Source organism: Streptomyces sp. 12E (assembly GCF_055633275.1).
On sequence record NZ_JBVNCJ010000001.1, the window covers coordinates 2,159,848 to 2,182,463 of the forward strand.

Genomic DNA, 22,616 nt, shown 5'->3' on the forward strand with positions numbered 1-22,616 from the left:
TCATACGTCCGTGACGCGGAGCCCGGCGTGCGCCTTGTAGCGGCGGTTGACGGAGATCAGGTTGGCGACCAGCGACTCCACCTGGTGGGCGTTGCGCAGCCGCCCGGCGAAGACGCCCCGCATGCCGGGGATGCGCCCGGCCAGCGCCTGCACGGTCTCGACGTCGGCGCGGGCCTCGCCGAGCACCATCACGTCGGTGTCGATCTCGTCGATCTCGGGGTCCTGGAGCAGTACGGCCGACAGGTGGTGGAAGGCGGCGGTGATCCGGGAGTCCGGGAGCAGCGCGGCGGCCTGCTGGGCGGCGCTGCCCTCCTCGGGCTTCAGCGCGTAGGCGCCCTGCTTGTCGAAGCCGAGCGGGTTGACGCAGTCCACGACGAGCTTGCCGGCCAGCTCCTCGCGCAGGGACTCGAGCGTCTTGCCGTGGCCGTCCCAGGGCACGGCGACGATCACGACGTCGCTGCGGCGGGCGGTCTCGGCGTTGTCGGCGCCCTCGACGCCGTGCCCGAGCTCCTCGGCGGCGGCCCGCGCCCGCTCGGCGGCCCGGGAGCCGATGATCACCTTCTGGCCGGCCTTGGCGAGCCGGTAGGCCAGGCCCCTGCCCTGCGGTCCGGTGCCGCCGAGCACGCCGACGACGAGCCCGGAGACGTCGGGCAGGTCCCAGGGGTCCTTGGCGGGGGCCTTCGCGGGCTGCTGTGCGCTGTCACTGTCACGGGAGGTCATGGCCCGACTCTACGTCCGTGACGCCACCGCGTCCGGCGGGCGTGAGCCCGGTCGCGCGGCCCGGGCCCGTGTCCCCGGTTCGGGCGAACCCGGCGCGAACACCGGGACGCGGGGGACGCGGTCGGGGAAGGATGCGGCCTCATGGACGCCGTACGGGTCGCGCTGCTGCGGGACGTGCTCGCCGGGACGGAGTGGCTGGGCGCCACCCGGCACTTCGCGGGGGCCCTGCGCGGGTCGGTGGTCTCGCACGGGGGCGGACTGCTGCTCGTGGGCACACCGGAGTACGAGCCCTGGCACCTGGCGGCGCACCTGGCGGACGAGGCCGCCTGGTCGGGCACCCCGGAGCTGGCCCCCACGCTCGTACGGCACGGCGCGCGCCCCTCGGACCCCGCGCACCTGGCGGTGGGCCTGGGGCGGCTGGAGGCGGCGCGGCGGGGCGAGACGCTGCTGGTGGTGGCGCCCGGGGAGACGGCCGGGAAGGCTTCCGGGGAGGCGTCCGCCCCGCTCCTGGAGCGGGTGTGCGACGCCCGCCGGGCGGGGGCGACGGTGCTGTCGCTGGGCCCCGGTGAGGGCGAGCTCCCCGCGATGGCCCACGAGGCCCTGCCCGTGCCCGACGGCTCCGAGCTGGACCTGGACACCGTGCAGCACCTGGTCAGCGCGGCGGCCGGCGAGAACGTCCTGCCGGCCCGCCGGGGCCCCCGCCGCTTCCGCGACCGATTGTCGCGGCTGGCCGACCTGCTGACCGCGCCGCCACCGACGCGCTGGTAGCCGCTCCGGCGCGGTCAGCCGTCGTCCCGGCCGCCCGCGGGGGCGTCGTGCCACCTGGGGTCGTTCTCCCACTGGAGGTCGCGCTCGCGGGCCGTCTCCATGGCGTGCTCGGCCTCGGCGCGGCTCGCGTACGGGCCGAAGCGGTCCTTGGCCGGGCACTCGGGGCCCTCCTCGACCTTCTTGTGCTCCAGGCAGTAGTACCACTCGCCCGGCTTTCCGGCCGTCCGCTTCTTGAACAGGGGCATTCCCGTCTCCTCTCGCCGTCCCACCAGGAAGATGGTCCCCCGTCGCCGCTGAATTAGACTCGCCGGCATGTCTGGCCAGTCGCTGCTCGTCCCTGGGGAGCTGTCCCCCACCCGTTCCGTGCCCGGGAACATCCGTCGTCCCGAGTACGTCGGCAAGCCCGCCCCCACGCCGTACACCGGTCCGGAGGTGCAGACGCCCGAGACGATCGAGGCGATGCGGACCGCCGGCCGGATCGCCGCGCGGGCGATGGCGGAGGCCGCTAAGCTGATCGCGCCCGGCGTCACGACGGACGAACTGGACCGCGTAGCGCACGAGTACATGTGCGACCACGGCGCCTACCCCTCCACGCTCGGCTACCGCGGCTTCCCCAAGTCGCTGTGCACGTCGGTCAACGAGGTGATCTGCCACGGCATCCCGGACTCGACGGTGCTGCGCGACGGCGACATCGTCAACCTGGACGTGACGGCGTACATCGGCGGGGTGCACGGCGACAACAACGCCACCTACCTGGTCGGCGACGTGGACGAGGAGAGCCGCCTGCTGGTGGAGCGCACCCGGGAGTCCCTCGACCGCGCGATCAAGGCGGTCAAGCCGGGCCGGCAGATCAACATCATCGGCCGGGTGATCGAGTCGTACGCCAAGCGCTTCGGCTACGGCGTGGTCCGTGACTTCACCGGCCACGGCATCAACACGTCCTTCCACTCGGGCCTGATCGTCCCGCACTACGACAGTCCGCACGCGACGACGGTGATGCAGCCGGGGATGACCTTCACCATCGAGCCGATGCTGACGCTGGGGACCCACGAGTACGACATGTGGGACGACGGCTGGACGGTCGTGACGAAGGACCGCAAGCGCACGGCCCAGTTCGAGCACACCCTGGTCGTGACGGACACGGGCGCGGACATCCTGACGCTGCCGTAACGCTTCCTGGTTCCCTTGGTTCCCTTGGTTCCCTTGGTTCCCTTGGCCCGCCCTCTCCGGAGGGCGGGCTTTTCCGTGCCGTGGCAGAGTGGGAGGTTACCGACGTCCCGTCGGCAAGCCATTGACTTAGGCAAGCCTAACCATAAAAGATCTGGACTCATGGACTCCTTCTCGGCCCTCATCCGCACCGCCTCCCACGAGCAGCACAGGGAGGCGGAGACGTCGACGTTCATGAGCGACCTGCTGGGCGGCCGGCTGGGCGTGGACGCGTACGCGCGCTACACCGAGCAGCTGTGGTTCGTGTACGAGGCCCTGGAGTCCGGCGCGGAGAGCCTGGCGTCGGACCCGGTGGCGGGCCCCTTCGTCCGGCCGGAACTGTTCCGCCTGCCCTCCCTGGAGCGCGACCTGGCCCACCTGCGCGGCCCGGACTGGCGCTCGACCCTGACCGCCCTCCCCGCCACCCGCGCCTACGCCGCCCGCGTCACCGAGTGCGCCCGCACCTGGCCGTCCGGCTACATGGCCCACCACTACACCCGCTACCTCGGCGACCTCTCCGGCGGCCAGATCATCCGCGGCAGGGCGGAGAGGACGTGGGGCTTCGCCAGGAAGGGCGACGGAGTCCGCTTCTACGTCTTCGAGGAGATCTCCAACCCGGCGGCCTTCAAGCGGGGTTACCGCGAGCTCCTGGACGCGGTCCCAGTCGACGACCTGGAGAAGCAACGCATAGTGAGCGAGTGCAAGCGGGCGTTCGCCCTGAACACGGACGTCTTCCGGGCGCTGGGCGAGGAGTTCCCGCTGTCGGCGTGACACCGGCCGCCGGGGTCACAGGAACCGCAGTCGCTCCATGGCCCCGCGCAGCTCAGTGGTCCAGCGCCGGTACGCGGGCACCTTGCTCAGCGCGTCGAGCGCGACCGTCTGCCCCAGCCGGCCGAAGTCCCGCTCCGCGTCGCGCCGCCCGCCCAGTGCCGCCTTCAGCACGGCCTTCGGATCGGAGACCTTCTCCACGTCGTACGGCTGCTCCCACCCGGCGTCACGCGTGGGAGCAGCCTCTTTGAGCGCTTCAGGATCCGCCAGCATCCACGCCTCGGTCTCCCGCACGGGTACCAAGGCCACGATGCGGTGCGCATCATCGGGAAACCGCTCACGGACGGCATCGACCTTGCCCCGCTCGTTGTGGTCGTGGTGGACCATCACGATGTCGAAGTAGCGGATCAGGTCGGCCACTTCACGTGCCACCAGGTCCCGGTGCGCCACGGTGAAGCACTCTCCGGCGACCACTCCCGAGTAGTCGAAGCCGACCGGTGCCTCAAGGGCGAGTTCGGCGATCAGCCGGTCGACGAGCGGAACGAGGAACCACTGGTCACTGGCTCCCTCCGTCAGGAGAGCGAGACTGAGATACCTACGCCCCACGCGCGTACCGCCCCAGGGGATCGAGGTACTTCCGCACTTCGAGGGGGGTGACGAACGTCCCGCGCTCGCCGCTCCCCGCCACCTTCCGCGCCCGGCTCAGCCGACGGGGCGGATGGCCGTCACCGAACCGGGTCACGGTGTCCAGGAACACCACCGAGTCCGGGGCGTCCTCCAGCGCGGCGGCGAGCGCGATCGGCGAGTGGGTGGTGATCAGGATCTGCCTTCCGTCACCGGCGGTGAGCGTCGCCGGGTCGCTGGTTCTGCCCTTGAGCCGGGACAGCAACTGCGGAACCCGGGTGGGATGGAGGCCGTTCTCGGGTTCCTCGATCAGGAGGAGCCCCTCATGCGCGGGGTCGTGAGCCGCGGCGAGCAGCGCCAGAACGCGCAGGGTGCCCGCCGACGCCGCACCAGGGGTCACGCGGTGCTCGTGCCGGTGCTGGAGCCAGACGTCCCACTGTCCCCACTCGGCGTTCGCCTCCACCGTGATGTCCACGAGGTCGGGGAGCAGCGCCACGGCGTCGGCGCGGAAGTCGTACCAGCGCTCCGGGTCCCGGGCGATCCGCCCCAGGACGGCCCCGAGGTTCTTGCCGTCCTCCGCGAGGGGCGCGGTGTCGTACGTGGAGGAGACGACGCGCATCGCCTTCGGCGAGGGTTCGAGGATCCGCCAGTTCCTGGTGGCCCCGGCCAGCTCCCTGCGGTACGCGGCGTCCTGTACGGGGACTTCCGTGCAGTGCAGCTGACCGGTTTCGTCGAGGTTCAAGTACGGCAATGCGGGCGGGGTCCAGTCCGCGCCCACGTAGTGGTCATGGACGTTGAGCACCTCGGTGTCGACGCGCAGGGGGTCCGGCGGATCCACGTACGTCACCCGGGCCTCGACCCGGAGATGGCAGTACCCGGTGTCACCGTGCACCAGCACATGGGCGGCGAACCTCATGACCCCGACCGGCGCGCCGTCCGGCCCGCGCCGGAACAGTTCCTTGGGGCCACCCCGGCGGGCGTGGTCGACCAGGGTCTGGCCGGTCGGCTCCCGGATCAGCTGGCCCAGCAGATCGACCGCCTCCAGCAGGTTGGACTTGCCCGAGGCGTTGGCTCCCACCAGGACGGTGAACGGCGACAGGTCGAGGGCGAAGTCGTCGAACGACTTGTACCCGTCGATCTCGATCCGCGTGATCACCCTGCCACCTCCTCTCCGCACAGCCACATGTGCACTGCGCCACATTATCGGCCGGGCATACACGTCCGTACGGCCATCGGTTCCACTGCGCGCACCCGCAATGCCGGGCCACTGCCGAACTCCAGCACCACGGCGGGCCCGCCGGCCGCGTACTGCTCGCTGCGCACGTGGAGGACGGTGCGCCACTCGCCCCACACCCGAACCTCCTGCCCGGCCCGGACCATGACCGCCACCACCTCACGCACCTCGGGTGCGGCCACGATGTCGGGGGCCTTCAGCTCCGCGAACACCGTCTTCCCGATCCCTGCGGGGCGCGTCTCGTAGCCCCACCGATGGGCGAGCGCCGCGACGAGGAGCAGCCCTCGTCCGCCGGTCTCGTCCTCACCGGGCCCACATGCTCGGCTTCCGCGGCCACTTCTCCACCAAGACCCGCGCCTACTCCACCACCCTCGGAGCCCTCCGGGCCGCCCGAGCAGCCTGGCACCGCCGCCACACCCCTCCGCTCTCCCCGACCACCCTCGTCCTCACCCACTGGACCTACGACGGCACCGGCCTCACCCCCGACCTCGAACGCCTCGCCGCACTCATCGACGGCGGCCCGACGGGCGAACAGGAGGTAGCGACTCGTGCGTGACGACGAACTCCTCACCGTCCCCGAGGTCATGGTCCGACTCAAGATCGGCCGCTCCGCCCTCTACGACTTCCTGCGCACCCGCCGCCTGGCCTCGCTGACCATCGGTCGCGCCCGCCGCATCACCGCCCGCGCCCTCGCTGACTACGTCCAGCGCCACCTGGAAGAGGCCGCCTGATGACCGCCCTCAAGCCTAGGAAGGCCCGCGCCAACGGCGAAGGCACCATCTACCAGGGCAAGGACGGCCGCTGGGAAGCCCGCCGGCTACGTCCTCGCCGCCAACGGCAGCCGCAAGCGCGTCCGCGTCTACGGCACCACCCGCAAGAACGCGGCTGACAAGCTCGCCGAGAAGCTGGCCGACAGCAACCGCGGACTGCCCGTCGCCACCGCCGACAGCACCGTCGGCGACTACCTCACCTACTGGCTCGGCAGCGTCGCCGTCCACCGGCTGCGGGAGAACACCCACACCCGATACGCCGCCTGCGTCCGCCTCCACCTCATCCCCGGCCTCGGCACCAGGCGGATCGCGCGGCTCACCGCCAAGGACGTACGCACCTTCCTCGACCGGCTCCGCACCACCTGCCAGTGCTGCACCCAGGGCCTGGACACCGAACGAAATCGGTGCTGCGCCATCGGCGAGTGCTGCCAGAAGCGGCTGTCCGCTTTGACCGTGACCTACGTGCACTCGGTGCTCAAGTCGGCACTGGCACACGCCGTCCGCGAAGACGAGCTGCCCCGAAACGTCGCCCGCAACGTCAAGACCACCACGTACCAGCCCAGGCGCTTCCGTCCGCTCACCGCAGCCGAGGCCCGCCAGTTCCTCGACGCGGCCAGCGCCGACCGGCTCCACGCCCTGTACGAACTCGCCCTTCGCACCGGCCTCCGCAAAGGCGAACTCCTCGGCCTCCACTGGGAAGACCTCGACCTCACCACCGGAACAGCCAGCATCCGCCGCTCACTCCAGCGCACCCGCACCGGCGGCCTCACCCACCTACCCACCAAGACCCGGGCCTCCGAGCGCCGCATCGCGCTCCCGACCGAATGCATCCATTCCCCAAGAAGCACCAGGAACGCCAGGACAGGGAGCGAGAGACAGCAGGATCGGACTGGAGCGACAGCGGGCTCGTCTTCACCACGCCGACCGGACGGCCTCTCGACCCAGCCAACCTCACCCGCCGCTTCCGCAGCTTCCTCAACCGCGCCGGACTCCGCCGCATCCGCTTCCACGACCTCCGCCACTCGACCGCCACCCTGCTGCTGGAACAGGGCGTCGACCTCGTCGTGATCAAGGAACTCCTCGGCCACGCCCACATCGGCGTCACCGCCGGCGTCTACGCCCACGTCCGACTCCGCCTGCAACGCCAAGCCATCGACGCCTTGGGTGACGCCCTCGGCGCCCAGGACGACGATCCTGACGACCCACCCGCCACAGCCGTCGTCCGCTGACGTTGCCGTCATCGTTGCCGTCAAACACCGCAGAAGCCCCGCCGGAACGAAATCCGACGGGGCTTCTCGCGAATCCAATTAACGGTCAGACTCTGGCAATCCGAGCCCATCGCGATGGGCTCTCGCAAGAACACCCTCTTCGATGCCGATTTTCCCTTCATCGGCAAGACGAAGGAGAGCAACTCTCATGGAAGCATAATCAACGTGCGGCGGCACATCGATCGCCCACAAGTACCCCGTCGTATCGATCTCCCAGGAACACTCAAAGCTGCGGAGCATAGCGTCAGTCATGTCCCTCGTGTCGTCATCCTTGATGATGACGCGGACCGTCGAATGCCCGGCCTCCGACACGAACTCCTCGAACACGAACTCTCTGCGCTCGTGATCAGCTCTGACTCGCACAATGTCCCCGAAGGCGATTCCCTTCACGTAGAAGGGAGTGTTCCGAACCTGGACCTCCATCTGTACGGAGGTCTTCCCAGTCCAGAGCCGCTCCGAAGAGGCGTGGGCCCAATCGGCAGTCTCGCCAGGAAGATCGAAGGCTACCTTGTACAGCCTCTCAGGCTTACCCGTCGGCACCGACCCACCGCCGCTAGGGTTCGAGGAAGTCTCTGAGCTCATCGTCCCAATCTTCCATGGTCTTAGTGGACTTATCCCTGTTGCATCGACGGCAGGCCACGGCACCGTTATGTGCGCCACCATGTCCGCCACTGGCCCTCGGCTCTATGTGATCGATCTGTGCATCGTCAGGCCTTCCCGGGACAGGGTTGCCATCGGCATCTCGCGATCCCCGCCGTTCCACCTTCTGCCCACAGTAATCACACCTGTACTCGCCACCATTCTTCGCGGCGTTAGCGTCGTAAACCTTCTGCCGCTCAGCATCCGTGAAGTCCAGACCGGCTCTGTTGCAGTTGTGGACGAGTACCGGAGTGGCACCCGCGAGCACATAGTACGTGTGGATTTCGGTCAGCGTCAGGTCGTGGGTGAGCTGGCGCTTCTCGAAGTACCGGGTGGCTGCGAGGGTTGCCTGGTCACCGTCGGCGGTTCGCAGGGTCATGCCGGGCTTGAGGTCGCCGGCCTCGATCCAGGCGTTCTCGGACGGTGACCAGAACGGGTGGGTCGTGGTGGACACCAGCGACGCGGGCTTGCCGCCGTTCTTGGTTGTGATGGTGAGGTCGACGAAGTGCTTGTCGTCCTCGGTGACGATCGTGCCGGCGACTTCGCGGACGACGGTCCTGCCGGTCTCGGGGTCGGTGACGATCAGTTTGTCGCCGGGGGCGATGTCCTCGATCGGCTTGGTCTTGCCGTTCTTGGTGAGGACTTTGGTGCCGGGCAGGAAGCTGTGGCACTTCGGTTTGGCGTTCTTGCGTTTCTTTATGAAGTCAGCGGCTTTGCTGTAGGCGGCGGAGACGGCGTTTCTGGCCTTCTCGCGGGCCTCGGAAGCGCGCCACATGGACCGGGCGCCGTCGATCAGGTCGTCGACGAGGCCGACGACCTTCTTGGCGAGGCGGTAACCCTTGGCCCAGTCCCAGGGGGCGCCGTACTTGGCGAGGACCTTGCCCGCGAGGCCTCCGGCGAAGCTCCCCGCCACGTTGAGGAGGGTTTCGCCACAGGCTCCGATGTCGCCGGTCGAGAGGCAGTCCAGGGCGGCGTCGACACCGAGGATGTCCCGGACGATCTTGACCAGCGCTTTGGCCGCCTGCTGGGTCCGCTGTTTGGCGTCGTCGTACTGCGCCTCGGCGATCGCCTGCCTGCCCTGGGCCTGGTAGTAGTCCTTCTCCTCCTTGGACAGCGGGGGGTCTCCGTCCAGCGGTTTCCCGGTGGGACCGCTGCTGTCGCAGTCGATCAGCCTCATCGAGCATTCGGCTTCGCGCATGCCGCTGGGGTCGGACAGCGTGACGGGGTTGTTGCTGGCGTACGCGTAGCCGTTGATCTGCTGGGGGCGGGTGAACTCGATGATCGGGTCGACCGAGATGAATCTGCCCAGTTGAGGGTCGTACTCGCGGGCCCCGAGGTGGGTCAGGCCGGTGGAGGCGTCCATGGTGCCGCCGACGAAGCCCTTCTCACCGGGCCAGGTACCGGTCGCCTTGCCACGCTCGTTCCCGTAGGGATCGAAGCGGCGCTGGGTGACGGCGCCGGTGGCGGCGTCGATGGCGAGTTCGCCGGTGCCGTGGTGGTCGGCGGCGAGGAAGGAGAGCTTGTTGTCGTCGGTGCGGACGGCGACGGTCTGTCCGGCGTGGGTGTAGTAGCGGGTGGCCTTGACCGTGGAGGAACCCGCGGCCAGGGAGAGTTCCATGCCGGGCAGGTAGACGGTGGTGGCTTCGGGGTCCTTGCGCAGGACCCGGTTGCCGCCGGCGTCGTAGAGGAAGGTGGTCTCTCCGGCGCTGTCCTTGACGCTGGTGGACTTGCCGGTGGCGTCCCAGGTCAGGTTCTGGATGTTGCCGCCGATGGTGCGTTTGGTGGTGTTGCCCGAGGCGTCGTATTCGTAGGTGGACTGACGGTCTCCGGTCGGGGTCTTCTCCCTCCGCATGTCGAGAGCTCTCGTGCGATTGCCTCAGGATCGCGTTTCGGCCGGGAGGGCAAGGATCCCGCCGGCCTGGTGGTCCCTTCGGGGAGGGACGCCCGGGGCGGATTCGTCGCGCAGTGGGGCGGTCAGCGTTCCAGGTAGACGCGGCCGCCGATCTCCGTCCAGCCCCCGGGCTGGGGGGCGGTGAGGATCTGGGAGCCCGTGCCCTGGGTGATGTTCAGGGCGCGGCCCAGCCGGTCGGTGAGCAGGAGGGCGGCGGCGCCGGTCGCCTCGTCCTCGTCGACGCCGTCGCCGCGGCCGGGGAAGGCGCGGGCGCGGATGCGGCCGGCCGGCTCGTCCAGCCAGGCCCAGGCGTAGATCCACTCCCCCTTGGGCGGTACGGGCAGGTCGTCGACCTCGGCGACGGTGGCGTACTGGCGCAGGGTGCGCGGCGGCGCCCACTCCGCCCGCGCCTCGATCCAGCAGAACTCCCCGTCCTGCCGGGCCCCCACCACCCCGGCGGGGACGACCAGTTCGGGCACGTCCAGCAGCCAGCCCGCACCGACGCAGGGGTGGCCGGCGAAGGGCAGGCGCAGGGTGGGGGTGTAGATGTCGATCACCCCGCGCTCGGGGTCGTCGACGAACACGGTCTCACTGAACCCGAGCTTCGCGGCGAACGCCTGCCGGTCCTCCCGCTCGGGCATCACCGAACCCTCGCGCACGACACCGAGTTCATTGCCGTACCCGCCGCGGGGCCCGCAGAAGACGCGCAGCACGTCGTAGTCAGTCACGGAGGCATTCAAGCACCGCGCGGGCGGCGAGGTCGCCCCAGGTCACGGGGCCGTCGGCGCCCGTCCGGCAGGATCGGCGTCATCGGCTCCGGCGCTCGAGCGGAGGAAAGCCGTGCCGGAGCCCGTGCGCCGGGCCACGACGGAGGCCGCCTCGACCGGTCACGGACCGGCGACGTCCCCGGCCCTCCTGAGCATGGAGGTGATCCTGTCCACCACGTCGTCGTGCCGCCTGGCACGCGCCGCCCGGTCCGCCGGCACCAGCCGCGCGGCGACCCGCACGGCGTGGGCGTCCGGATCGCCGAAGGCGGTCCGCGGGTGCTCTCCCGTGTCCGCGCAGTGCGCCGTGACCTCCTTGACCGCCTGGAGCACGACGGCCCGGTCCACGCCGGGCCGCATGGCCAGCCGTACCTGGAAACGCGCCATCCACTTCTCGCGGTCCTTCTCCCCCGCCGCGTCCGTCGTCCGGTCCTTCTTCGCCATGTGTTCTCCCGGGTGATCGACGGCCGTCCGTCATGGAGTGGGACGCCGGGGCGCCGAAGTGGGTTGCGCATGCTGGAGCGAGTTCGGCCTGACGCTGTCGCCCGAGGTGGCCGGGAGCCCTCAGCCGACGGTCAGCCTCCTGCACCTGCGGGGCTGACCGTCAGGTCACGGTGTGGCCGCTGTACCCGGTCCCGGCGCTCGCGCCGTTGCCCGTCCCGGTAGGGTTCGCCTCCGGGAAGGGGAAGGTGAAGGAACCGGATGAGCAGGGATCTCGGCCTTCGAAGGCTCCGCAGGCACCGCAGGTTCGACTCGTGCGTGCTCGTGCTCGCCCTGGCGGTCACGGCGAGCGGCTGTGTGGTGGTGCACGGTGAGCGCGAGGTGCTCCCGGCCGCCACCCGCGCCGAAGCCGCCCGGGCGCTCGAGGAGTTCACGGCCGCGTACAACGAGGCCGACAAGGCGTACGACGGTTCCCTGGACGCCGACCACACCACCGGCGCCCTCGCCGACATCGACGGGGCGCGGCTGAAGGCCGGGCGGGCCAACAGCCCGCAGGGCAACGCCCGGCACACGCCGCTGGAGCTGACGGACGCGAAGTTCACCATCCCGAAGAAGGCCGGCTGGCCGCGCTGGTTCCTCGCCGACGCGGACGGCAACAAGGGCGGCGAGGCGCGCTGGCTGCTGGTGTTCACCCGTGACGGGCTGGACGAGACCTGGGAGGCGGCGTACCTGACGCTGGTCGCCCCGGACGACGTACCGGAGTTCGAGACCGACGAGGACGGCTGGGCCGAGGCCGTGCCCGCCGACTCGTCCGACGTGACGGTGGAGCCGGGCGAACTGAGCGAGGAGTACACGTCGTTCCTCAAGAACGGCGGGGCCGTCTTCGCGGACGGCCCGCACACCAGCGGGTGGCGGACCCAGCGCGAGAGGAAGTCGTCGCGGCCGGGGCTGGCCAGGCAGTACATCGACGAGCCGCTGACGAACGGCGACTACGCACCGCTGGCCCTGCGCACGAGGGACGGCGGGGCGCTGGTGTTCTTCGCCACCCGCCACTTCGAGAAGCAGACCGCCGCGGCCGGGGCGTCGGTGCCGACGCCGAACAGGGACGTGCTGGCGCTGACGACCGGGGAGATACGGCAGTCGCTGACGATGGAGTTCGTCTCCAACGAGGTGGCGCTGGATCCGGCGGACGGCGAGGTGGAGGTCCTGGGGCGGGTCCAGGGGCTGACGTCGGCGCGGGGCGAGTAGGCCCCGGCCCGGATCAGTGGCGCAGGGGCCAGGCCGTGCCCGCGTGGTCGGGCTGTTCGCCGATGTGGCGGGCGCAGGAGTCGGTGAGGACCTCCAGCAGGCTCAGCGGGTCCGGGAGCGGGTGCTCGGGGCCGCGCACCCAGTGCACCGACTGGCCGTCGTCGCCGGGGAGGCGGGCGGGCGGGACCAGGACGTAGGAGCCGCGGCAGTGCCAGCGCAGGCCGGGGTGCTCGTCCATGGTCTCCGGATGGCAGTCCAGCTCGCACGGCCACCACTCGTCCTCGTCCTCGGGGGTCCCGCGGGTGAGGGTGAAGAACAGCATGCGGCCGTCGTCGCTCTCGGCGACGGGGCCGACCTCGACGCCGGCGTCGAGGAGGCGGGTGAGCGCCTCGCGGCCGGCGTCCAGGGGGACGTCCAGGACGTCGTGCACCATGCCGGTGGCGGTGATGAAGTTGGCCTGCGGCTGGTGGCGGGCCCAGCGCTCGATCTGGGCGCGGTCGGTGGTGGACTGCGTCTGCCAGGCGAACGACACCGGGTGCCGGGCGGGGGTGGGGCAGCCCACGCGGTCGCAGGAGCAGCCGTATCCGGCGGCGGGGTGGGCGGCGGGCGCGAGCGGCAGTCCCGCTTCGGCGGCGGCGAGCAGCAGGGTCTCACGGCCGCCCTCGTCGGCGGCCTGCTTCGGGCGGCGTCCCCGCAGCCACTGGGAGAGCCTGCCCTGCCGGCCGGTCCGGCCGCCGAACTCCGCGCTCATCTATCCCCTCGCCTCGCCGTCGTGCCACACAGCATGCCCCATGGTCCCACGATCGTGCGCGTCGGGGGGCCGGAGCGCACAATCCGCGCAGGTGGGACGAGGAGGGTCCGACGGGACGAGGAGGGGCGAAGAGGGCGCACGCGGCGTGGGCGGGGGCGGCGGGGGCGCACGGCAGGGGAGCACGGCGGGGCGCCCGCACCGGTTCGGGTGCCGTGGGGCGGTCCGTGGTGATCCACGGACCTACCGTGGTGGTCATGGTCACAGGTGTCGCGTCGACGGGTCTGGCGGCCGTGGCTTCCGTGGTCTCGCTGACGCTCACGGGCCACGGCGGCGACCGCCCGCTGGAGTGGGGCGCCGGGCCGCTGACGGTGGACTCGCTGCCGCGCGTCCCGTACGTCGCCCATCGGGGCGGTGCCCGCGAAGTGCCGGAGAACAGCATGTCGGGGCTGATGGCGGCGTACCGGCGCGGTACGGCGCAGGTGCTGGACTTCGACACGCGGGTGCTGCGGGACGGCACGCCGGTGGTCTTCCACGACGCGACCCTGGACCGCACGACCTTCCTGGGCGGTGAGGTGCGCGGCCTGGACGCCGGGGAGTGGCGGGGCGTACGGCTGCGTCCGCGCGACCGGCTGCCGGGGAGCTGGCGCCCGGAGCGGCCGCCGACGGTCGCCGAGGTGCTGGACCGGCTCGGCGGGCGGGTCGTGCTGATGCTGGAGGCGAAGGATCCGCGCGGTGTGGAGCGGCTGGCCGCGCTGATCCGTGCCCGCGGTCTGACCCGCTCGGTGTTCGTGAACACCAACGACCCCGGGGTCGCCCGCCGCGTCCACCGCCTGGGGCTGCTGACCCAGCTGTGGCGTTCGGCCCGCCAGCTGCGCACCGACCGTCCCGAGCGCTGGCGCTCCTACGTGGACCTGCTCGACGTCGACGTCCGGGCGCGGGACGCCGACCTGCGGCGCGCGGTGCGCTCCGGCATCCCCCGGGTGTGGGCCCACACGGTCCTCACCCCGGCCCAGCGCGACCGCGCCCTGGCGCTGGGCTGCAACGGCGTCATCACGGACGCGCCGGGGCGGCTGGCCCGGCATCCGGCGCGGGTGCCGGGGAGGGTGAGCGCGGTGCTGGGGCGGTGAGGCCGCCGGCCGCCCGCGCCGGTCAGCGGGGTGCGAGGCCGTTGAGGGCGTAGTCGACGAGGGTGTCGGTGTAGTCGTAGGTGATCGGGCCCGTGTACTGGAGCCAGCGCTGGGCGAGGGGGGAGACGAAGAGCTCCAGGGCGATGCGCGGGTCGACGTCGGGGCGGACGTCCCCGGCGGCCTGGGCGGAGCGCAGGCGGTCGACGTACAGCTGGAGCTGGGGCTCCAGGAGCTTGGCGACGTAGGTGCGGCCGAGCTCCTCGTCGACGACGCCCTCGGCGGCCAGCGCGCGGGAGGGGGCCTCGAAGGAGGGGTCCCGCAGTTCGTCGACCGTGGCGCGCAGGACGAGCTTGAGGTCGGCGGCGAGGTCGCCGGTGTCCGGGAAGGCGTACGGGGCCTGGCCTGCCGCCGCCGCGGCCCGCTCGGCCATGTCGAGGAACGCCTCGAGGAGCACGTCCGCCTTCGACGACCACCACCGGTAGATCGTCTGTTTGCCGACTCCGGCGCGGGAGGCGATGCCCTCGATGGTGGTCTTCGGGTAGCCCACCTCGACGACCAGGGCGAGGGCGGCGTCGTAGATGGCCCGCCGGGAGCGCTCGCTGCGGCGGGTGGCGTCGGGGGCGGACTGGTTCTGGGCCATGGGGCGAATTTACCACTTGACAAGACGGTGCGTCTCGCCGGACAGTAGTGAACATCGAGGACGAGACGAAACGTCTCGTATTGACGAGAGGGGATCACCATGACCCGAGGCGGAGCGGGAAACATGCTGGGCGTCGGCGGCACCCGACGGCACCTGGGCCGCGAGGTCCTGCGCGGGGGCGGGCGCGGCGGGCGGGTCGGGGGCGGGCTCGACCCGCAGGCGCGCAAGCGGGAACTGCTGCGCGCACTGCGGGCGCAGCGGGAAGAGCGGGAGGGGGACGGGAGGAAGGGGGCGCCGCGCGGTCAGGCGTAGGTCAGGCGTCGGCGTGCGGCGGCCAGGGGTCGCCCCAGTCGGTGTCCCGGGCGGTCCGGTACAGGTCGCCGTGGCGCTTGGTCACCGTGGCGCGGCGCAGGGCCGGGTCCTTCTCGCACAGGTCGAGGAGGACCTGGCCCTTGCGGATCTGCGGCCTGCGGACGACGCGGGCGGGAGGCGGGACGACCGGGAGGCGGGTGGCCGCGACGTAGCTGAACTTCTCGTCCTCGTAGGCGAGGGAACCGCCCTTGACCTGGCGGTGCAGGGAGGACCGGCTGACCCGCGCGGAGAAGTGGCACCAGTCCGTGCCGGGGGCGATGGGGCAGGCGGCGCTGTGCGGGCAGGGGGCGGCGACGTGGAAGCCGGCGGAGACCAGGCGGTCGCGGACCTCGATGACGCGGGCGTAGCCGTCGGGGGTGCCGGGCTCGACGATCACGACGGCCTGCGCGGCGCCGGCCGCGGCATCGACGAGGGCGGCGCGGTCGGGGGCGGTGAGCTCGTTGAGGACGTAGGAGACGGTGACGAGATCAGTGCTCTCGATGGTGAGCGCCGATCCGATACGGGAGCGGTGCCACCGGGTGTCGCGCAGGGCGGGGTTCGCGGCGGCGAGTTCCCGGCCGAGGGCGAGGGCGGGCTCGGCCCAGTCGAGGACGGTCACGGGGCGCTCCCCGTCCCAGGTCGCGCTCACCGCCCAGGCCGCCGCGCCGGTGCCGCCCCCGAGGTCCACGTGGTCGCCGGGCGCCCATCCGGGCACGGCGTCCGCGAACGCCGCCAGCGCGGACCGCACCGCCTCGAACGTCGCGGGCATCCGGTAGGCGGCGTACGCGGCCACGTCGGCCCGGTCCCGCAGGATCGGCGCCTCGGTCGGGGTGGCGCCCCGGTAGGCGGCGATCAGCCGCTCGACGGCCTGCGCGGCCTGCCGCGCCGGAAGCCCGTCGAGCAGCCCGGCGAGGGCGGAGCGCAGGGTTTCGGCGGTGGGCAGGGAGGCGGGGGCGTTCACCCGGCGATTCTACGGGGCCGGGCGGGGCGGAGCACAGCTCACCTTCGGAAGCACCGCTCACCTTTGGGAGCACCGCTCACGCCGAGAGCGCTGCTCAGCACGGAGAGCAGTGCTCTCCATGGAGGGCGGTGCTCACCACGGAGAGCGGCGCTCACCACCGGGAGCAGCGCTCACCTTCCCCTCACCGCCCGCGCCACCCGCGTGGCCACCCCCGCTCTGAGCGTGTTGTCCGGCGTCGAGGGACGCCGCGGATGGACCGTGTTCGCCAAGAGGATCACGTACGTGTCCGTGGCCCGGTCCAGGACCAGGGACGTGCCCGTGAAGCCGGTGTGGCCCGCGGCGCCCCGCCCCGCCAGTTCGCCCATGAACCACGGCTGGTCCAGGGCGAAGCCCAGGCCGGGCGGGGTGAACAGCAGGTCCACGAAGTCGGGACCGAGGATGCGGGCGGGACCGTACGAACCGCCCGCCAGCAGGGTCCGGCAGAAGACCGCCAGGTCCCGCCCGGTGGAGAACAGCCCGGCGTGGCCCGCCACCCCGCCCAGCGCCCAGGCGTTCTCGTCGTGCACCTCGCCCCGCAGCATCCCCCGGTCCGCCTTGGCCCACGGCCGCCGCTGGTCCTCCGTCGCCGCCGCGCCCGGGCACGGGCCGAAGCCGGTCGCGGTCATGCCGAGCGGCCGGGTGACGCCGTCGCGCACGAGGACGTCGAGCGTGCGACCGGTGACGCGCTCCAGGACGTACTGGAGCAGCAGCATGTTGAGGTCGGAGTAGCAGTACGCGCCGGGCGCCCCGACGGGTCGCTCGGCGCGCAGCAGCGCCAGCCGCCGCGCGTCGTCGGCGCAGTCGTACAACGGGAGTTCGGGACGCAGCCCGGAGGTGTGGGTGAGCAGCTGGCGGACGGTGATCCCGTGCCGCGCCGCTCCCGTGAAGTCCGGGAGGTACGCGCCCACGCGCGCGTCGATGCCCAGCGTGCGCCGTTCGATCTGCTGCACCGCGGCCACCGAGGTGAACAGCTTGGTCAGCGACGCCAGGTCGAAGGGGGTCTCCACGGTCAGCGGGACGCGTTCGGCCGGCGGCAGTTCGACCGGGGTGTCCGTCTCCTCGTCGTACGCCGCGTAGCGCACGGCCCAGCCCGCCGCCTCCTGCACGGCGAGCACCGGGCCGCGCCCGACGACCACGACGGCGCCCGCCGTCCAGGGCCGCTCGCCACCGGTGCGGGCGTGGACCTCCCGGACCAGGCGCCGGAGCTCCCCTGCGTCGAGTCCGGCCCGCTCCGGTGTGCCCTCACGCAGGCGCGGCGCGCTCAGACGCCCCCGCCCTTCGCACTGGTCCGCCCTTCCCACGGACGGCACATTCCCAGGAAGCAGGCCAGCGCCACCAGGGCGGCGGCCAGCTGGACAACGGCCATCGGGACGGCGGTGTCCTCCCCGGCGATCCCGACCAGCGGGGAGGCGATCGCGCCGATGAGGAAGGACACCGTGCCGAGCAGCGCCGACGCGGAGCCGGCGGCGTGCCGGGTGCGCATCAGGGCGAGCGTCTGCGTGTTCGGCAGGGTGACGCCCATCGCGGACATCAGCACGAACAGCGCGGCGGTCACCGGCACCAGCCCGGTCTCGCCGAACACGCCCAGCGACATCAGCAGCAGCGCGGTCGCGGCGACCACCACGACGACGAGACCGATGCCGAGCACCTTGTCCAGCCCGACCCGGCCGACCAGCACCTTGCCGTTGACCTGCCCCATGATCATCAGGCCGATCGAGTTGAGTCCGAACAGCAGGCTGAAGGTCTGCGGGGAGGCGCCGTAGACCTCCTGCATGACGAACGGGGAGGCCGCGACGTAGGCGAAGAGGGACGCGAAGGCGAATCCGCCCGCGAGCGTGTAGCCGGTGAAGACCCGGTCGGCGAGCAGCCCGCGCATCGAGCCGAGCGCCTCGCCGACGCCCCCGCCGTGCCGGTCGGCCGGCGCCAGCGTCTCCGGCAGCTTCGCCCAGACGACGGCCGTCAGCAGCGTCCCGACGACGGTGAGGACGACGAACACGCCCCGCCAGTCCGTCACCCGCAGGATCTGCCCGCCGATGAGCGGCGCCACGATCGGCGCGACCCCGGAGATCAGCATGAGGGTGGAGAAGAAGCGGGCCATGGCCATGCCGTCGTACAGGTCGCGGGCGACCGCCCGCGCGATGACGATGCCGGCCGCGCCCGCGAGGCCCTGCGCCAGCCGGAAGGCGACGAGGAGTTCGACGGTCGACGCGAAGGCGCACAGCGCGGTGGCGACGACGTAGACCACGAGGCCGACGAGCAGCGGCCGGCGGCGGCCCCACCGGTCGCTCATCGGGCCGACCACCAGCTGCCCGAGCGCCATGCCGGCCAGGCAGGCGGTGAGCGTGAGCTGGACGGTGGCGGCGGGCGCGTGCAGGGACCGGGTGACCTCCGGGAGCGCGGGGAGGTACATGTCCATCGCCAGCGGGGGCGTGGCGGTCAGTCCGCCGAGGAGGAGTGTGACCAGCAGGCTGGTGCGGCGGGCGGCGGTCGCGCGGAGCGCCGCCGCGGCCGCCGCCGGGTCCGGGCCGGCCTCGTCCGGCACCCCGCTCGCTCCCGGGTTCGCCGTCGCGTTCGCCGACGGGTTCGCCGTCGCGTTCGCCGTCGCGTTCGATATGAATGCCCCGCCTTCGGGCATGTGGCCCCTCCCTTTTCATGCCATCGGCTCCCTATGCTCTCAGCTCGTACGGAGTGCTCGGCGTCAACGGCGATGTCATGGGAGCGCTTCCACCTACATCCCTTCATGATGTGACGAACGACACGAACAGGGTGGGACACATGACGGAGCAGAAGGTGCGCTGGGGCATCCTGGCGACCGGGGGGATCGCCGCGAGGTTCACCGCGGACCTGGCGGACGTGCCCGACGCGGAGGTCGTGGCGGTGGCGTCGCGGTCGACGGAGCCGGCGAAGGCGTTCGCCGAGCGGTTCGGGATACCGCGGGCGTACGGCGACTGGGAGTCGCTGGCGCTCGACGAGGAGGTCGACGTCGTCTACGTCGCCACTCCGCACACGGCGCACCGCGCGGCGGCCGGGCTGATGCTGGAGTCCGGGCGGAACGTGCTGTGCGAGAAGCCGTTCACGCTGAACGCGCGGGAGGCCGAGGAGCTGGTCGCGCTGGCGCGGGGCAACGGGCGCTTCCTGATGGAGGCCATGTGGACGTACTGCCATCCGATGGTGCGGCGGCTGAAGGCGCTGGTCGACGACGGCGCGATCGGCGAGGTGCGCCACGTGCAGGCGGACTTCGGCCTCTCGGGCCCCTTCCCGGTGTCGCACCGGCTGCGGGACCCGGCGCTGGGCGGGGGCGCCCTGCTGGACCTGGGCGTGTACCCGGTGTCGTTCGCGCAGCTGCTGCTCGGGGAGCCGTCGGACGTCACGGCGCGGGCGATGCTCTCGGAGGAGGGCGTCGATCTCCAGACGGGGGCGCTGCTCTCGTGGGAGAGCGGTGCTCTCGCTTCGGTGCACTGCTCCATCGTGGGCGGTACGGCGACCTACGCCTCGATCACCGGGTCCAAGGGCCGCATCGACATTCCGTCCGGCTTCTTCTTCCCGGAGCGGTTCGTGCTGCACCGGGACGGCCGTGACGCCGAGGAGTTCACGGGCGACCCGGCCGACGGCCCCCGCGACAGCCTCAAGCACGAGGCCGTCGAGGTGATGCGGGCCCTGCGGGCCGGCGAGACCGAGTCCCCGCTGGTCCCGCTCGACGGCACCCTCGCCGTGATGCGGACGCTCGACGCGATCCGGGACCGCGTCGGCGTCCGCTACCCCGGCGAGACCCGCTGAGCGACGTCCGCCCGGCGGCCGGGGTCCGGGCGGTCCGCCCGGACCCCGGCTCGCCCCGCGGGCCGGGCTCCGGGCGCTTCCGGCGAACGGACCCCGCACGAACGGAATTTCAACTTCCGAACCCTTGCGGCCGACGGCGGACTTGTGCCCAACACCTCTCCATCAAAGCTTCACATGTGGAGCGGAGGGTTTCCGCAGGCCATGTCCAGGGGGAGGCGGCAGCCGTTCCACGCCACCGGGTCGGGGGTGGATCCGCGCGGGACCGCGGGTACGCGCCGGTGGGCAAAACGGCTGCCGCGTGAACCGGCCGGCCGCCGTCCCCCTGCTCAGCAGCCGTCCCCCACCGCCCCCCGGTCCCGCCCCCTACCGGCCGAGGATCCGCTCGACCTCGGCCATCTGTCCGTCGTTCAGCGGCCCCTTCCCGAGCGCCCCCGCGTTCTCCTCCGCCTGGGCGACCGACCGGAAACCGGGGATCGGCACGGTGCGCGGGCTGCGGGCCCACAGCCAGGCGAGGGCGCCCTGGGCGAGGGTGCGGCCGTCACTGGTGAGGACGTCCCGCAGCGCGTCGACGCGCGCCAGCCACTCCGGGTCGGCGCCGGACCCGGCCCCGAAACCCCGCAGCCAGGTCGGCGGCCGGCTGCGGACGTCCCCCTCCGGCAGAGCCGGCCGCCCGGCGTGCTTCCCGGTGAGCAGGCCCATGGCGAGCGGACTGCGGTCGACGGAGGCGAGGTCCGCCTCCTCGCACAGCCGCAGCATCTCGGGCGCGTCCGTGAGCACGTTGAGGGCGTGCTGTACGGCGGCGCAGTGCGGCCCCTTCGCGAACACGGCGGCGCGGGCCGGGTCGTCGGTGCTCCAGGCGTAGGCCCGGATGAGCCCCTGCGCCACCAACTCCTCGCAGGCGTCCCGCAGTCGGGCCGCCCGGTCGGGATCGGCGTCGGCGAGGTGGAGCTGGTAGAGGTCGACGCGGTCGGTGCCGAGGCGGCGCAGCGAGGCGGTCAGGGCACGGCGGAGGTGCTCCGGGGAGTCGTCGCTCCCGGTGAGGGTGCGGGTGTCCGGGTCGAAGACGTTGCCCCACTTGGTGGCGACGACGGCCTCGTCCCGGCGCCGCCCGAGGGCCCGTCCGAGGACGTACTCGCTGTGCCCGGTCCCGTAGACGTCGGCGGTGTCGAAGAAGGTGACGCCCAGGTCGAGCGCGCGCCGGATCGCCCGCACCGACTCCCCGTCGTCGACCCTGCCCCACCCCAGGGGCTGTCCGGTGGCGTCCTGCCACTCACCGCCGATCGCCCAGCAGCCGAATCCGACGGCGCTGACCTCGATACCGCTGCGTCCCAGTGTCCGTGTGGTCTCCATGCCCCGGAACGCTAGGAGTTGGAGCGCACACGAGGGCAAGTCGCCACCCGGCGCCGGTGCCCGTGCCCGCGCCTGTCAGTGCCGTGTGCCAGGCTCGGCGCTCATGAGCGACCACCCGCCCCCGCCCCCGCCCCCGCCCGCCGGCCTCTGGGACTCCGTCGACGCCCTGTGCGGCTGGCTGGACGCCAACCGTCCGGTCGACGGCCGGGAGGGCCTGCTGCTGAGGATCCTCAAACTCTCCGAGGAGGTCGGCGAGGTCGCGGAGGCGGTGATCGGCGCGACCGACCAGAACCCGCGCAAGGGCGCCACGCACACCTGGGACGACGTCCAGGCGGAGCTGTGCGACGTCGCCGTCACGGCGCTGGTCGCCCTGCGCACCCTCACCCCCGACGCCCGCGAGGTCTTCACCGACCACCTGGCCCGGGTCACGCGCCGCTCGCTCGGCGCCTGAAGCGTGCGGCACCGTGCGGGGCCGAGCGGATCCCGACGGTGCCGCCCGTCGACCGATCGGCCCAATGGCCGCGCCGCACCACCCTGTGTGACTTAGCGTGAAGGTTTGTCACAGTACGCGTTCACCCCGGGAGGCGACACATGCGGCACATACGCCGCCGCGGTCTGGCTCTGCCCCTCATCAGCGGCCTGGCGGCCGTCTCGATGCTGTCGGCCACGAGTCAGGCGGCGGCCACGGACGACCCGGCCCAGCGGCACCGGCCGGCCGGGCACGCGAAGGACCGGACGACGCCCCACGAGACCCGCACCGTGGCGAGCGGGAACACCCTGTGGGAGATCGCCGACACCCATTACGGCGACGGAACGGCATGGTGGGTCCTCTTCGGGGCCAACGCCGGGACGATCGAGAGGACCGCCCGGGACCACGGGCGCGACGGCAGCGGCATCGGCCACTGGGTCTTCCCCGGAACCGAGTTGGCCCTCCCGGACCTCGCCGAGGTGAAGACCTACGCGCAGGCCCTCCAGGACGCCCTGGAGCGCGTCCTGACGCAGCATCCACGACTCCTCGACAGCTCCCTCTGCCCCGGAGCGCGGGCACCCGAGGACATCGGCGAGTGCCTCCTGGGCCTGCTCGGCCAAACAGCACCCCTGCCGCTGGACCGGCTCGGCTCCCTGGAGGAGGTCTCCGGCAGCGAGCTCATCGAAGCGGTCGAGCCCCTCCTCACCTGCCTCACGGAGGACGAGGACCCCGCCGCCTGCCTGACGGAGGCGATCCCGGCCCTGCCCGCCCCGAGGTGACGCACTTCGTCGGGTCACCGCCGTCGCGGTG

Annotated in this window: 26 protein-coding genes and 2 pseudogenes; 13 read left to right on the forward strand and 15 right to left on the reverse strand. The window is 72.2% G+C overall.

All coding sequences use genetic code 11. The annotated features are described in order from the left end of the window. Window positions 1-720, reverse strand: a complete 720-nt coding sequence (npdG, locus tag ACZ8ZB_RS10105) for an NADPH-dependent F420 reductase (RefSeq protein ID WP_470737370.1) — start codon at window positions 718-720, stop codon at window positions 1-3. Window positions 721-861: 141 nt separating this feature from the next. Between npdG and ACZ8ZB_RS10110 the strand changes: the two genes are divergently transcribed. Beyond that, a complete protein-coding gene (locus tag ACZ8ZB_RS10110) occupies window positions 862-1,488 on the forward strand; it encodes a hypothetical protein (RefSeq protein ID WP_470737371.1) in 627 nt (208 codons plus the stop codon). 14 nt (window positions 1,489-1,502) lie between these two features. Here ACZ8ZB_RS10110 and ACZ8ZB_RS10115 read toward each other — a convergent pair whose 3' ends face one another. Next, entirely contained in the window at window positions 1,503-1,733 is a 231-nt protein-coding gene (locus ACZ8ZB_RS10115) for a hypothetical protein (protein ID WP_470737372.1), read from the reverse strand. Between the two features lie 67 nt (window positions 1,734-1,800). Here ACZ8ZB_RS10115 and map point away from each other — a divergent pair, with 67 nt between their 5' ends. Then, window positions 1,801-2,658, forward strand: coding sequence for a type I methionyl aminopeptidase (map, locus tag ACZ8ZB_RS10120; protein WP_470737373.1), 858 nt, complete (start codon window positions 1,801-1,803; stop codon window positions 2,656-2,658). A gap of 159 nt (window positions 2,659-2,817) precedes the next feature. Next, window positions 2,818-3,465: a biliverdin-producing heme oxygenase gene (locus ACZ8ZB_RS10125; RefSeq protein ID WP_470737374.1), complete on the forward strand. Its 648-nt coding sequence runs from the start codon at window positions 2,818-2,820 to the stop codon at window positions 3,463-3,465. Window positions 3,466-3,480: 15 nt separating this feature from the next. Here ACZ8ZB_RS10125 and ACZ8ZB_RS10130 read toward each other — a convergent pair whose 3' ends face one another. The 3 genes from ACZ8ZB_RS10130 to ACZ8ZB_RS10140 are packed head-to-tail and all read right to left on the reverse strand — an operon-like array spanning window position 3,481 to window position 5,532. After that, window positions 3,481-4,068, reverse strand: a complete 588-nt coding sequence (locus ACZ8ZB_RS10130) for a DUF4276 family protein (protein WP_470737375.1) — start codon at window positions 4,066-4,068, stop codon at window positions 3,481-3,483. Further along, window positions 4,058-5,242: an AAA family ATPase gene (locus tag ACZ8ZB_RS10135; RefSeq protein WP_470737376.1), complete on the reverse strand. Its 1,185-nt coding sequence runs from the start codon at window positions 5,240-5,242 to the stop codon at window positions 4,058-4,060. The genes ACZ8ZB_RS10130 and ACZ8ZB_RS10135 overlap by 11 nt, the downstream gene beginning before the upstream one ends. 44 nt (window positions 5,243-5,286) lie before the next feature. Then, window positions 5,287-5,532 (reverse strand): hypothetical protein, encoded by a 246-nt coding sequence (locus tag ACZ8ZB_RS10140; RefSeq protein WP_470737377.1) that lies wholly within the window; start codon window positions 5,530-5,532, stop codon window positions 5,287-5,289. A 104-nt stretch (window positions 5,533-5,636) separates the two neighbouring features. On the opposite strand from ACZ8ZB_RS10140, the gene ACZ8ZB_RS10145 reads away from it, so the two are divergent. The 3 genes and pseudogenes from ACZ8ZB_RS10145 (at window position 5,637) to ACZ8ZB_RS10155 (ending at window position 7,319) form a co-directional block, all read left to right on the forward strand. After that, complete coding sequence (locus tag ACZ8ZB_RS10145) at window positions 5,637-5,876, forward strand: replication initiator (RefSeq protein WP_470737378.1); 240 nt, start codon at window positions 5,637-5,639, stop codon at window positions 5,874-5,876. Further along, on the forward strand, window positions 5,869-6,051 hold the full coding sequence (locus ACZ8ZB_RS10150; protein WP_470737379.1) for a helix-turn-helix domain-containing protein: 183 nt from the start codon (window positions 5,869-5,871) through the stop codon (window positions 6,049-6,051). The genes ACZ8ZB_RS10145 and ACZ8ZB_RS10150 overlap by 8 nt, the downstream gene beginning before the upstream one ends. Beyond that, window positions 6,051-7,319: pseudogene (locus ACZ8ZB_RS10155) on the forward strand (tyrosine-type recombinase/integrase). The gene ACZ8ZB_RS10150 and the pseudogene ACZ8ZB_RS10155 overlap by 1 nt, the downstream one beginning before the upstream one ends. 78 nt (window positions 7,320-7,397) lie before the next feature. Here ACZ8ZB_RS10155 and ACZ8ZB_RS10160 read toward each other — a convergent pair. From ACZ8ZB_RS10160 to ACZ8ZB_RS10175, 4 genes are all read right to left on the reverse strand, one after another. Beyond that, window positions 7,398-7,940: a DUF4265 domain-containing protein gene (locus ACZ8ZB_RS10160; protein ID WP_470737380.1), complete on the reverse strand. Its 543-nt coding sequence runs from the start codon at window positions 7,938-7,940 to the stop codon at window positions 7,398-7,400. Then, window positions 7,912-9,849: an RHS repeat-associated core domain-containing protein gene (locus ACZ8ZB_RS10165; protein WP_470737381.1), complete on the reverse strand. Its 1,938-nt coding sequence runs from the start codon at window positions 9,847-9,849 to the stop codon at window positions 7,912-7,914. The genes ACZ8ZB_RS10160 and ACZ8ZB_RS10165 overlap by 29 nt, the downstream gene beginning before the upstream one ends. Window positions 9,850-9,971: 122 nt before the next feature. Then, complete coding sequence (locus ACZ8ZB_RS10170) at window positions 9,972-10,616, reverse strand: PhzF family phenazine biosynthesis protein (protein WP_470737382.1); 645 nt, start codon at window positions 10,614-10,616, stop codon at window positions 9,972-9,974. Between the two features lie 159 nt (window positions 10,617-10,775). After that, on the reverse strand, window positions 10,776-11,096 hold the full coding sequence (locus ACZ8ZB_RS10175; RefSeq protein ID WP_470737383.1) for a hypothetical protein: 321 nt from the start codon (window positions 11,094-11,096) through the stop codon (window positions 10,776-10,778). A gap of 161 nt (window positions 11,097-11,257) precedes the next feature. On the opposite strand from ACZ8ZB_RS10175, the pseudogene ACZ8ZB_RS10180 reads away from it, so the two are divergent. Further along, window positions 11,258-11,392, forward strand: a pseudogene (locus tag ACZ8ZB_RS10180) (iron transporter); the annotation flags it as partial. Further along, window positions 11,355-12,341, forward strand: a complete 987-nt coding sequence (locus ACZ8ZB_RS10185) for an SCO2278 family lipoprotein (protein ID WP_470737384.1) — start codon at window positions 11,355-11,357, stop codon at window positions 12,339-12,341. The pseudogene ACZ8ZB_RS10180 and the gene ACZ8ZB_RS10185, both read left to right, overlap by 38 nt. A 13-nt stretch (window positions 12,342-12,354) precedes the next feature. Here ACZ8ZB_RS10185 and ACZ8ZB_RS10190 read toward each other — a convergent pair whose 3' ends face one another. Next, complete coding sequence (locus ACZ8ZB_RS10190; RefSeq protein WP_470737385.1) at window positions 12,355-13,092, reverse strand: bifunctional DNA primase/polymerase; 738 nt, start codon at window positions 13,090-13,092, stop codon at window positions 12,355-12,357. Window positions 13,093-13,346: 254 nt separating this feature from the next. Between ACZ8ZB_RS10190 and ACZ8ZB_RS10195 the strand changes: the two genes are divergently transcribed. Continuing rightward, on the forward strand, window positions 13,347-14,219 hold the full coding sequence (locus tag ACZ8ZB_RS10195; protein ID WP_470737386.1) for a glycerophosphodiester phosphodiesterase: 873 nt from the start codon (window positions 13,347-13,349) through the stop codon (window positions 14,217-14,219). Between the two features lie 22 nt (window positions 14,220-14,241). Here ACZ8ZB_RS10195 and ACZ8ZB_RS10200 read toward each other — a convergent pair whose 3' ends face one another. Beyond that, window positions 14,242-14,859 (reverse strand): TetR/AcrR family transcriptional regulator, encoded by a 618-nt coding sequence (locus ACZ8ZB_RS10200; RefSeq protein WP_381230304.1) that lies wholly within the window; start codon window positions 14,857-14,859, stop codon window positions 14,242-14,244. 99 nt (window positions 14,860-14,958) lie between these two features. On the opposite strand from ACZ8ZB_RS10200, the gene ACZ8ZB_RS10205 reads away from it, so the two are divergent. Continuing rightward, window positions 14,959-15,171 (forward strand): DUF6243 family protein, encoded by a 213-nt coding sequence (locus tag ACZ8ZB_RS10205; RefSeq protein WP_470737387.1) that lies wholly within the window; start codon window positions 14,959-14,961, stop codon window positions 15,169-15,171. A gap of 1 nt (window position 15,172) precedes the next feature. On the opposite strand, the gene ACZ8ZB_RS10210 is transcribed toward ACZ8ZB_RS10205, so the two are convergent. The 3 genes from ACZ8ZB_RS10210 to ACZ8ZB_RS10220 all read right to left on the reverse strand — a co-directional run bounded on the left by ACZ8ZB_RS10210 (window position 15,173) and on the right by ACZ8ZB_RS10220 (window position 18,845). Beyond that, window positions 15,173-16,171 (reverse strand): small ribosomal subunit Rsm22 family protein, encoded by a 999-nt coding sequence (locus tag ACZ8ZB_RS10210; RefSeq protein ID WP_470737388.1) that lies wholly within the window; start codon window positions 16,169-16,171, stop codon window positions 15,173-15,175. Between the two features lie 170 nt (window positions 16,172-16,341). Next, on the reverse strand, window positions 16,342-17,520 hold the full coding sequence (locus ACZ8ZB_RS10215; RefSeq protein WP_470737389.1) for a serine hydrolase domain-containing protein: 1,179 nt from the start codon (window positions 17,518-17,520) through the stop codon (window positions 16,342-16,344). After that, window positions 17,472-18,845 (reverse strand): multidrug effflux MFS transporter, encoded by a 1,374-nt coding sequence (locus tag ACZ8ZB_RS10220; RefSeq protein WP_470737390.1) that lies wholly within the window; start codon window positions 18,843-18,845, stop codon window positions 17,472-17,474. Before ACZ8ZB_RS10220 ends, ACZ8ZB_RS10215 begins: the two co-directional genes overlap by 49 nt. 140 nt (window positions 18,846-18,985) lie before the next feature. Here ACZ8ZB_RS10220 and ACZ8ZB_RS10225 point away from each other — a divergent pair, with 140 nt between their 5' ends. Continuing rightward, on the forward strand, window positions 18,986-19,987 hold the full coding sequence (locus ACZ8ZB_RS10225) for a Gfo/Idh/MocA family protein (protein WP_470737391.1): 1,002 nt from the start codon (window positions 18,986-18,988) through the stop codon (window positions 19,985-19,987). Window positions 19,988-20,350: 363 nt separating this feature from the next. Here ACZ8ZB_RS10225 and ACZ8ZB_RS10230 read toward each other — a convergent pair whose 3' ends face one another. Beyond that, a complete protein-coding gene (locus ACZ8ZB_RS10230; protein WP_470737392.1) occupies window positions 20,351-21,337 on the reverse strand; it encodes an aldo/keto reductase in 987 nt (328 codons plus the stop codon). Between the two features lie 103 nt (window positions 21,338-21,440). Here ACZ8ZB_RS10230 and ACZ8ZB_RS10235 point away from each other — a divergent pair, with 103 nt between their 5' ends. After that, complete coding sequence (locus ACZ8ZB_RS10235; protein ID WP_470737393.1) at window positions 21,441-21,788, forward strand: MazG-like family protein; 348 nt, start codon at window positions 21,441-21,443, stop codon at window positions 21,786-21,788. Window positions 21,789-21,928: 140 nt separating this feature from the next. After that, complete coding sequence (locus tag ACZ8ZB_RS10240) at window positions 21,929-22,585, forward strand: LysM peptidoglycan-binding domain-containing protein (protein WP_470737394.1); 657 nt, start codon at window positions 21,929-21,931, stop codon at window positions 22,583-22,585. Window positions 22,586-22,616 lie beyond the last annotated feature (31 nt).

What these genes read in the sequence shown, in the direction of transcription:
- npdG (WP_470737370.1), bottom strand. Translation starts at nt 720, where the DNA reads ATGACCTCCCGTGACAGTGACAGCGCACAGCAGCCCGCGAAGGCCCCC.
- ACZ8ZB_RS10110 (WP_470737371.1), top strand. Translation starts at nt 862, where the DNA reads ATGGACGCCGTACGGGTCGCGCTGCTGCGGGACGTGCTCGCCGGGACG.
- ACZ8ZB_RS10115 (WP_470737372.1), bottom strand. Translation starts at nt 1,733, where the DNA reads ATGCCCCTGTTCAAGAAGCGGACGGCCGGAAAGCCGGGCGAGTGGTAC.
- map (WP_470737373.1), top strand. Translation starts at nt 1,801, where the DNA reads ATGTCTGGCCAGTCGCTGCTCGTCCCTGGGGAGCTGTCCCCCACCCGT.
- ACZ8ZB_RS10125 (WP_470737374.1), top strand. Translation starts at nt 2,818, where the DNA reads ATGGACTCCTTCTCGGCCCTCATCCGCACCGCCTCCCACGAGCAGCAC.
- ACZ8ZB_RS10145 (WP_470737378.1), top strand. Translation starts at nt 5,637, where the DNA reads ATGCTCGGCTTCCGCGGCCACTTCTCCACCAAGACCCGCGCCTACTCC.
- ACZ8ZB_RS10160 (WP_470737380.1), bottom strand. Translation starts at nt 7,940, where the DNA reads ATGAGCTCAGAGACTTCCTCGAACCCTAGCGGCGGTGGGTCGGTGCCG.
- ACZ8ZB_RS10165 (WP_470737381.1), bottom strand. Translation starts at nt 9,849, where the DNA reads ATGCGGAGGGAGAAGACCCCGACCGGAGACCGTCAGTCCACCTACGAA.
- ACZ8ZB_RS10175 (WP_470737383.1), bottom strand. Translation starts at nt 11,096, where the DNA reads ATGGCGAAGAAGGACCGGACGACGGACGCGGCGGGGGAGAAGGACCGC.
- ACZ8ZB_RS10185 (WP_470737384.1), top strand. Translation starts at nt 11,355, where the DNA reads ATGAGCAGGGATCTCGGCCTTCGAAGGCTCCGCAGGCACCGCAGGTTC.
- ACZ8ZB_RS10190 (WP_470737385.1), bottom strand. Translation starts at nt 13,092, where the DNA reads ATGAGCGCGGAGTTCGGCGGCCGGACCGGCCGGCAGGGCAGGCTCTCC.
- ACZ8ZB_RS10195 (WP_470737386.1), top strand. Translation starts at nt 13,347, where the DNA reads ATGGTCACAGGTGTCGCGTCGACGGGTCTGGCGGCCGTGGCTTCCGTG.
- ACZ8ZB_RS10200 (WP_381230304.1), bottom strand. Translation starts at nt 14,859, where the DNA reads ATGGCCCAGAACCAGTCCGCCCCCGACGCCACCCGCCGCAGCGAGCGC.
- ACZ8ZB_RS10205 (WP_470737387.1), top strand. Translation starts at nt 14,959, where the DNA reads ATGACCCGAGGCGGAGCGGGAAACATGCTGGGCGTCGGCGGCACCCGA.
- ACZ8ZB_RS10220 (WP_470737390.1), bottom strand. Translation starts at nt 18,845, where the DNA reads ATGCCCGAAGGCGGGGCATTCATATCGAACGCGACGGCGAACGCGACG.
- ACZ8ZB_RS10225 (WP_470737391.1), top strand. Translation starts at nt 18,986, where the DNA reads ATGACGGAGCAGAAGGTGCGCTGGGGCATCCTGGCGACCGGGGGGATC.
- ACZ8ZB_RS10230 (WP_470737392.1), bottom strand. Translation starts at nt 21,337, where the DNA reads ATGGAGACCACACGGACACTGGGACGCAGCGGTATCGAGGTCAGCGCC.
- ACZ8ZB_RS10235 (WP_470737393.1), top strand. Translation starts at nt 21,441, where the DNA reads ATGAGCGACCACCCGCCCCCGCCCCCGCCCCCGCCCGCCGGCCTCTGG.
- ACZ8ZB_RS10240 (WP_470737394.1), top strand. Translation starts at nt 21,929, where the DNA reads ATGCGGCACATACGCCGCCGCGGTCTGGCTCTGCCCCTCATCAGCGGC.